The following is a 7,581-nucleotide window of genomic DNA, read 5'->3' as shown; positions in this document are numbered from 1 at the left end:
CTGGAAAATAAAATCTCCCGTCGCTTTAAGGTGCGTCGCTTGGAAATCCATGATTTTGGGTATCTCATGGAACATCTTTACGGCAGGGACGGTATCGCCTATGAAGATTATGAGTACCAGCTACCAAAGAAAAACTATAAGAAAGAAACGCTGATAAAATACTACGACCTTATCCGCCCGACAAGGTGTGTGATTGAGGAAAGCCAGCGGTATTTACGATTGGAACATGAGGACAAGGAAAGCTATGTGTCCTACTTTACCGTCAATGCGATTGTCGGGGAGCTTGATTTTCCGTCGTCTGAAATCTTCTATTTCCAGCAACAGCAATTCACATTCCCCGTTGATACTTCTATGAATGTAGAAATCGTGGAAAATCGAAAAGCATTAACGACAGTAAGAAACAAGAAAAAGGAATTGAAAGACCTTGATAACCACGCCTATCAAGCAGGAAGTGAAACCAGCTCAAATGTAGTGGACGCATTAGACAGCGTGGACGAGCTGGAAACAGACTTAGACCAGACAAAAGAAAGTATGTATAAGCTCTCTTATGTAGTGCGTGTATCGGCTGATGATTTGGACGAATTAAAACGCCGTTGTGATGAAGTCAAGGACTTTTACGACGACCTCAATGTAAAGCTGGTGCGTCCTGCTGGGGATATGCTGGGGCTTCATTCTGAATTTCTTCCTGCCAGCAAGCGATATATCAATGACTATGTGCAGTATGTAAAATCAGATTTTCTTGCAGGGCTTGGTTTTGGTGCAACCCAGCAGTTAGGGGAAACTACGGGTATCTATATGGGCTATTCCGTTGATACGGGAAGAAATGTGTACCTGCAACCGTCCCTTGCCAGTCAAGGCGTAAAAGGCACAGTTACAAATGCCCTTGCTTCTGCATTTGTCGGTTCGCTTGGTGGTGGGAAGTCGTTCTGCAACAATCTTCTGGTGTATTACTCCGTTCTCTTTGGGGGACAAGCGGTTATCTTAGACCCCAAAAGTGAGCGTGGCAACTGGAAAGAAACGCTCCCAGAAATCGCCCATGAAATCAATATCGTAAACCTTACCAGCGACAAGGACAATGCAGGACTTCTTGACCCGTTTGTGATTATGAAGAATGTCAAAGATGCTGAAAGTCTGGCAATCGACATCTTGACATTTTTAACGGGTATTTCCTCTAGGGACGGCGAAAAATTCCCCGTGTTACGAAAAGCGGTTCGCTCCGTTACCCAGAGTGACAGTCGGGGCTTGCTCCATGTGATAGACGAGCTACGCCGTGAAGATACGCCCATATCAAGAAATATCGCAGACCATATCGACAGCTTCACGGACTACGACTTTGCACACCTGCTGTTTTCAGACGGTACGGTAGAAAATGCTATCAGTCTGGATAACCAGCTCAATATCATTCAAGTAGCGGACTTAGTATTGCCAGATAAAGATACCACTTTTGAGGAATACACGACCATTGAATTATTGTCGGTGTCTATGCTGATTGTGATTAGTACCTTTGCCCTTGATTTTATCCATTCGGACAGAAGTATTTTTAAGATTGTAGACCTTGACGAAGCGTGGGCGTTCTTAAATGTGGCACAAGGAGAAACGCTCTCTAACAAGCTGGTTCGTGCTGGACGAGCTATGCAGGCAGGCGTTTATTTTGTTACCCAGTCTGCCTATGATGTTTCAAAGGAAAGTCTGAAAAACAATATCGGCTTAAAATTCGCTTTTCGTTCTACTGACATCAACGAGATAAAACAGACCTTAGAATTTTTCGGTATCGACAAGGACGACGAAAACAACCAGAAACGCTTGCGTGATTTGGAGAACGGACAATGCTTATTGCAGGACTTATACGGGCGTGTCGGTGTGGTACAGATACACCCCGTTTTTGAAGAACTGCTACACGCCTTTGATACCAGACCGCCCGTACAGAGAAATGAGGTGGAGTGATGAAAGAAAGGATAAAAGGTGCGTTCACAAAAAAGAAGATTTTCCACTTTCTCAAAATGGCTCTGTTCGTGGTGGCACTCTCCCTTATCCTGCTTTCACTTCTGGGGACGGTGGCTCATGCGACGGGGCTTGTGGACGATACCATAAACGCAGAAAATCTATATTCAAAATATCCCCTTTCCAACTACCAGCTTGATTTTTATGTAGATAATAGCTGGTCGTGGTTGCCGTGGAACTGGCTGGACGGGATTGGAAAATCGGTACAGTACGGGCTTTACTGTATTACCAACTTTGTCTGGACTATCAGTTTATATTTAAGCAATGCCACGGGCTATGTGGTGCAGGAAGCCTATAAACTGGACTTTATCAACGATATGGCAGACAGTATCGGAAAGAGCATACAGACCCTTGCAGGCGTAACACAGAACGGTTTTTCCAGCTCTGGCTTCTATGTTGGTTTCCTGCTTCTCATTATCTTAGTGGTGGGACTTTATGTTGCTTATACGGGATTGATAAAAAGGGAAACGAGCAAGGCACTTCACGCTGTTATCAACTTTGTTGTGGTGTTTGTGCTGTCCGCTTCGTTTATTGCCTACGCTCCCGACTACATCAAAAAGATAAATGAATTTTCAAGTGATATTAGTACCGCTTCTTTGGATTTAGGAACAAAAATCATGCTCCCCAACTCTGACAGTGAGGGTAAGGACAGCGTGGACTTGATACGGGACAGCTTATTTTCTATTCAAGTACAACAGCCGTGGCTCTTGCTTCAATTTGGTAACAGTAACGCAGAGGAAATCGGGACAGACCGTGTCGAAGCTCTCGTATCGGCAAGCCCAGAGGACGAGGACGGAAAGACCAGAGAGGAAGTCGTGAAAACAGAAATCGAGGACAACGACAACAACAATCTGACGATACCGCAGGTGGTAAATCGTTTGGGTATGGTGTTCTTCCTCTTGTTCTTCAACTTGGGTATCACGATATTTGTATTCTTGCTTACGGGTATGATGTTATTTAGCCAGATACTTTTTATTATCTTCGCTATGTTCCTGCCTATTAGTTTCCTGCTCTCTATGATACCGAGCTATGAAAGCATGGCAAAGCAGGCAATCGTGAGGGTATTTAATACCATTATGACAAGGGCAGGAATTACGCTCATTGTAACGGTGGCGTTCACCATTTTCAGTATGTTTTATAACATCTCCACGGACTATCCGTTTTTCATGGTGGCGTTCTTGCAGATAGAGTGTTTTGCTGGTATCTATATGAAACTGGGCGACTTAATGAGTATGTTCTCACTTAATGCTGGCGACAGTCAAAGCATGGGACGAAGAATTTTCCGCAGACCGTATCTGTTTATGCGACATCGGGCTAGGCGTATGGAACACCGTATTGCAAGGGCGGTAAGTGCTGGCGGTATTTCGGGCGGTGTCGCTGGTGCGGTAGCTGGAAGTGCCGTTGCTGGCAAACGAGCGGAAAGAAAAAATACAGCTTCTAAAGAAAATCGGGGCAATACCACTTCCAGCATGGGACAACGTGCAGGCTCAAAGGTAGGTGCTGTCTTAGATACGAAAAATAAAGTGAAAGACAAGGCAAACGCTGTCAAAGAGAATATCAAGGATATGCCGACACAGACCGCTTATGCGGTATATTCCGCAAAGGAAAAGGCAAAGTCCAGCGTGTCCGACTTTAAGCGTGGCATGGTGCAGGAAGAGCAGTCCAGACAGTCGGGACGCTTGGAAAAGCAGGAACAGCGTAAGAAGAATATCGCTGATAAGCGTATGGAGCTTCAAAAGGCACAAGAAGCAAGGCAGGCACAGCGAAAGGCTGACGGATCAGCGACAACGGGAGCTACCCGTCCCCATGAGCGACCAGCCACCGCTTCAACCATTCCAAAATCGAGTGCGGAAAAAATGCAGGAAGTCAAACGCCCTGCCACAGCTCCAACTCCGAAAGCAAGTGAGCCAGTCAAGACAAATGTTGTGAAAGAGCGTCCGTTATCTTCTGGTGCTTCTGATAAGAAAACGACCCAACCTGCACAGCCAGCACATAGGCAGAATGCAGAAAAAGTGGTATCAAAGGAAACATGCCAGAATTACAAAGCAGAGCGTACTACAAAGACACAGACCTTTGAACAATCAAAGCGTACAACGGAACATACCGAAAAGAACCGTAACCTTGTAACAAAGAAAGGACAGAAGAAAAAATGAAACTGAAACATATCGCTATCATTGGCAGTCTGTTTCCTATCCTCTTTTCGCTGGTGTTGTTCTTTGGTGTCTTGATTAGTGCGGACAGCGACGACGAGAACAGCAACTTTTCTTCTGGCATTACGGGTATGAACCTATCCGCAGAAGTCTTGAAACATCAGCCTATGGTGGAAAAATACGCCAAAGAATATGGTATCTCCGAGTATGTCAACGTGTTGCTGGCTATTATTCAAGTAGAAAGTGGCGGTACGGCAGAAGATGTCATGCAGAGTTCGGAAAGTCTTGGTTTACCGCCTAATTCCTTAGATACGGAAAGTTCAATCAAGCAGGGGTGTAAGTATTTTGCGTCCCTGCTTTCTTCCTGCAAAAATCAAGGTATCGACGATTTGAATGTAGCGATACAGTCCTATAACTATGGCGGTGGTTATGTGGGATATGTGGCAGGAAAAGGAAAGAAACATACCTTTAACCTTGCAGAGAGCTTCGCCCGTGAGAAGTCGGGTGGAAAGAAAGTAACCTACACCAACCCGATAGCCGTTGCGAAGAATGGGGGCTGGCGGTATGGCTATGGAAATATGTTCTATGTGGAATTAGTCAATCAATATCTGACCGTGGCACATTTTGATAATGCGACGGCACAAGCGATTATGAATGAAGCATTGAAATATCAAGGCTGGAAATATGTGTATGGTGGCAGTAACCCGAACACTTCATTTGATTGTAGCGGACTTGTGCAATGGTGTTATGGAAAAGCTGGTATCTCCTTACCGAGAACAGCACAAGCACAGTATGACGCTACCCAACATCTTCCACTCTCGCAGGCAAAGGCTGGGGACTTGGTATTTTTCCATTCTACCTATAACGCTGGTTCGTATGTAACCCACGTCGGCATTTATGTAGGAAATAATCAGATGTACCATGCAGGCGACCCGATAGGATATGCAGACCTAAGTAGTAGTTACTGGCAACAGCACTTAATCGGTGCAGGACGAGTAAAACAATAGAAAGGACTTGAAAAATATGTTTAAGAAGAATAAGAAACAGACAGAAACTATCAAAGAACCAAAAGAAAAAAAGGTGCGTACTGTTAAGGTAGGCACACATAAGAAAACCGTGATTGCGTTGTGGGTGGTGCTTATCGCAAGCGTGAGCTTTGGAGTGTATAAGAATTTTACTGCTATCGACCAGCACACGACCCATGAAAAAGAAATCATAGAGCTTCGCTTGCAGGACACCACCGGGATAGAAAATTTCGTGAAGAATTTTGCGAAGTCCTACTACACATGGAATAACAGCAAAGAAGCGATTGAAGCAAGGATGCAGGCAATCAGCGGTTATCTGACAAAGGAATTGCAAGACTTGAATGTTGATACAATCAGAACGGATATACCGACCAGCTCCACGGTTACAGATGTGATTGTATGGAGTATTGAGCAGTCGGAAACGGACACTTTTTCTGCTACCTACGAAGTAGATCAGCAGATAAAAGAGGGAGAACAGACAAGTACTGTCAAGGCAACCTATACCGTAAAAGTCCATGTGGACGCTGACGGGGATATGGTAATCGTTCAGAACCCTACCCTTGCACCAGCAATCGAAAAATCAGGCTATGAGCCTAAGACACCAGAAGCAGACGCAAGCGGAGACGCTGATACTGTCAATGACGCTACCGCATTTTTGGAAACATTCTTTAAGCTGTACCCTACCGCAACGGACAAAGAACTTGCTTACTATGTATCTGGAAATGTACTTGAACCTATCGGCAGGGACTACCTTTATTCTGAATTGGTAAACCCTATCTTTACAAAGGACGGGGACAATGTGAAAGTCAAAGTGGCTGTGAAATTCCTTGATAATCAGACAAAGGCAACGCAGGTATCGCAGTACGAGCTTGTGCTACATAAGGATAGTAACTGGAAGATTGTAGGATAAATGAAATAGCGTGCATTTCTATGGAGATTTGCACGCTATATTTCTGACAAGTAAACTATGCAAAAGTGTTGACAAGAAAACTTGGTAGTGATATATTTTAATTGTCAATAAAACTTGGCAGAAAGAGAGGTAACTTTTATGAATAAAGAAGAAATCTTAAAGAAAGCACAGAGCAGAAAGCCTAATCAAATGGACGAAATGGAAATGGATATTTTTCAAAAAAGTAGCTATATTGGAATGACAGTAGGTTTAATTATGTGTGTTGTTTTAATGATTATAAATATATATTGTAATCAACCATATCAAGATGTATATTCCGTATTTTGTTCGATTTTATGCGGTCAATATATGTATAGATGGATACGTCAAAAGGACAAATTCACATTGTTTTGCGGAATATGCTGGGGCTTTGTAGCTATATTACTATTTATCTTATATCTTACAAAAATATTTCTATAATGATTACAAGGTACTTCTTATGAATGATGAATTGATATTGAAAAATAATTTAAAACAAGTAAGAACAGAAAAAAAACTATCACAATCAGCTTTAGCGGAAATGGTTGGGGTATCTAGGAACACGATTAGTTCCATTGAAACGGGACAATTCAATCCTACTGCTAAACTTGCACTTATTTTGTGTATTGCACTTGATAAAAAATTTGAAGAACTATTTTATTTTTAGGAGTGATACCATGTTAGGACTTAAAAAACGTGATATAAAAAAAGCATTGAAAGCTGGTGCAAAAGCTGGCGGTGTATCATTGGCTGATGTTCGGGCTGATATTGAAGCGACGATTGATGAAGCTATGAACAGCACCGACCCAGAGGTGCAGGCGAATTTCAAAAAGTATTTTGGAAATAAACGCCCTACGCCAGAAGAATATATTTACAAGATTACAAAAAAGACAAAAGTGTAATAAAAATCAAGTGCTGTAAGGGGGCTTGTATTATGGAAAGTTTTAAGCATAATCTTATGTACTCATATACTACCTAACAGCATTGTATCAACAACTGAATATCTCACAGCTTTAATAGCTCGTACAGACTATATGTTTTGTGCGGGCTTTTTTTGTACCCAAAAAAATTTTTTCACTTTTTTTCAAATTCATGCAACAAATCACACCTTGCTGTACAGATATGGTGCGGAAAGAGGGATAAACACTTTTCACGTCATAACGGAAAGGGGGTGTGATGATATGAAACCGTCGGACTTCCAAAAGACAATACAATGTCAATTTGACTGCAAGCTCAAACGTGTAGTGAAAGGCATTGTCCGTAATTATCGCAAAGAATTAAAGCGACGAAGAAATAAGGAAATTTCCTATTGTGAACTTCCAGAAATCGTCGTGGAAAAGCTGGCAGTCTGGGACGAATACGAAAGCGATTATACCGCCTTTGATGTATGCGGTATTGAGGTTCGTGTCCTTGATGATGATTTAGCAGAAGCGATTAAGTATCTGTCTGAAAAAGACAGAGAAATCTTGTTGATGTA

7 protein-coding genes and 1 pseudogene are annotated in these 7,581 nt (G+C 42.7%); all 8 read left to right on the top strand.

The features are described from left to right. The coding region (locus tag DW761_RS20590) for an ATP-binding protein (RefSeq protein ID WP_117519221.1) at window positions 1-1,944 on the top strand (1,944 nt) is incomplete at its 5' end. After that, window positions 1,944-4,154 (top strand): CD3337/EF1877 family mobilome membrane protein, encoded by a 2,211-nt coding sequence (locus DW761_RS20585; protein ID WP_117519220.1) that lies wholly within the window; start codon window positions 1,944-1,946, stop codon window positions 4,152-4,154. The genes DW761_RS20590 and DW761_RS20585, both read left to right, overlap by 1 nt. Then, complete coding sequence (locus DW761_RS20580; RefSeq protein ID WP_009243519.1) at window positions 4,151-5,158, top strand: lysozyme family protein; 1,008 nt, start codon at window positions 4,151-4,153, stop codon at window positions 5,156-5,158. The genes DW761_RS20585 and DW761_RS20580 overlap by 4 nt, the downstream gene beginning before the upstream one ends. 16 nt (window positions 5,159-5,174) lie before the next feature. Beyond that, window positions 5,175-6,086 (top strand): conjugal transfer protein, encoded by a 912-nt coding sequence (locus DW761_RS20575; protein WP_117519219.1) that lies wholly within the window; start codon window positions 5,175-5,177, stop codon window positions 6,084-6,086. 138 nt (window positions 6,087-6,224) lie between these two features. Continuing rightward, window positions 6,225-6,545 carry a DUF6442 family protein gene (locus tag DW761_RS20570; RefSeq protein ID WP_077742207.1) on the top strand — a complete coding sequence of 107 codons (321 nt, stop codon included), beginning with the start codon at window positions 6,225-6,227 and terminating at the stop codon, window positions 6,543-6,545. Window positions 6,546-6,564: 19 nt separating this feature from the next. Further along, window positions 6,565-6,771 carry a helix-turn-helix transcriptional regulator gene (locus tag DW761_RS20565; protein WP_015552789.1) on the top strand — a complete coding sequence of 69 codons (207 nt, stop codon included), beginning with the start codon at window positions 6,565-6,567 and terminating at the stop codon, window positions 6,769-6,771. Between the two features lie 10 nt (window positions 6,772-6,781). Beyond that, window positions 6,782-7,006, top strand: a complete 225-nt coding sequence (locus tag DW761_RS20560) for a hypothetical protein (RefSeq protein ID WP_002347246.1) — start codon at window positions 6,782-6,784, stop codon at window positions 7,004-7,006. 279 nt (window positions 7,007-7,285) lie between these two features. Then, a pseudogene (locus DW761_RS20555) lies at window positions 7,286-7,581 on the top strand (RNA polymerase subunit sigma); the annotation flags it as partial.

The sequence above is a fragment of the Absiella sp. AM29-15 genome, from assembly GCF_003434225.1.
GTDB lineage: Bacteria > Bacillota_I > Bacilli_A > Erysipelotrichales > Erysipelotrichaceae > Hoskinsella > Hoskinsella hominis.
Note: the sequence above shows the minus strand (reverse complement) of the source record. Positions and strands in the feature narration are given on the sequence as shown.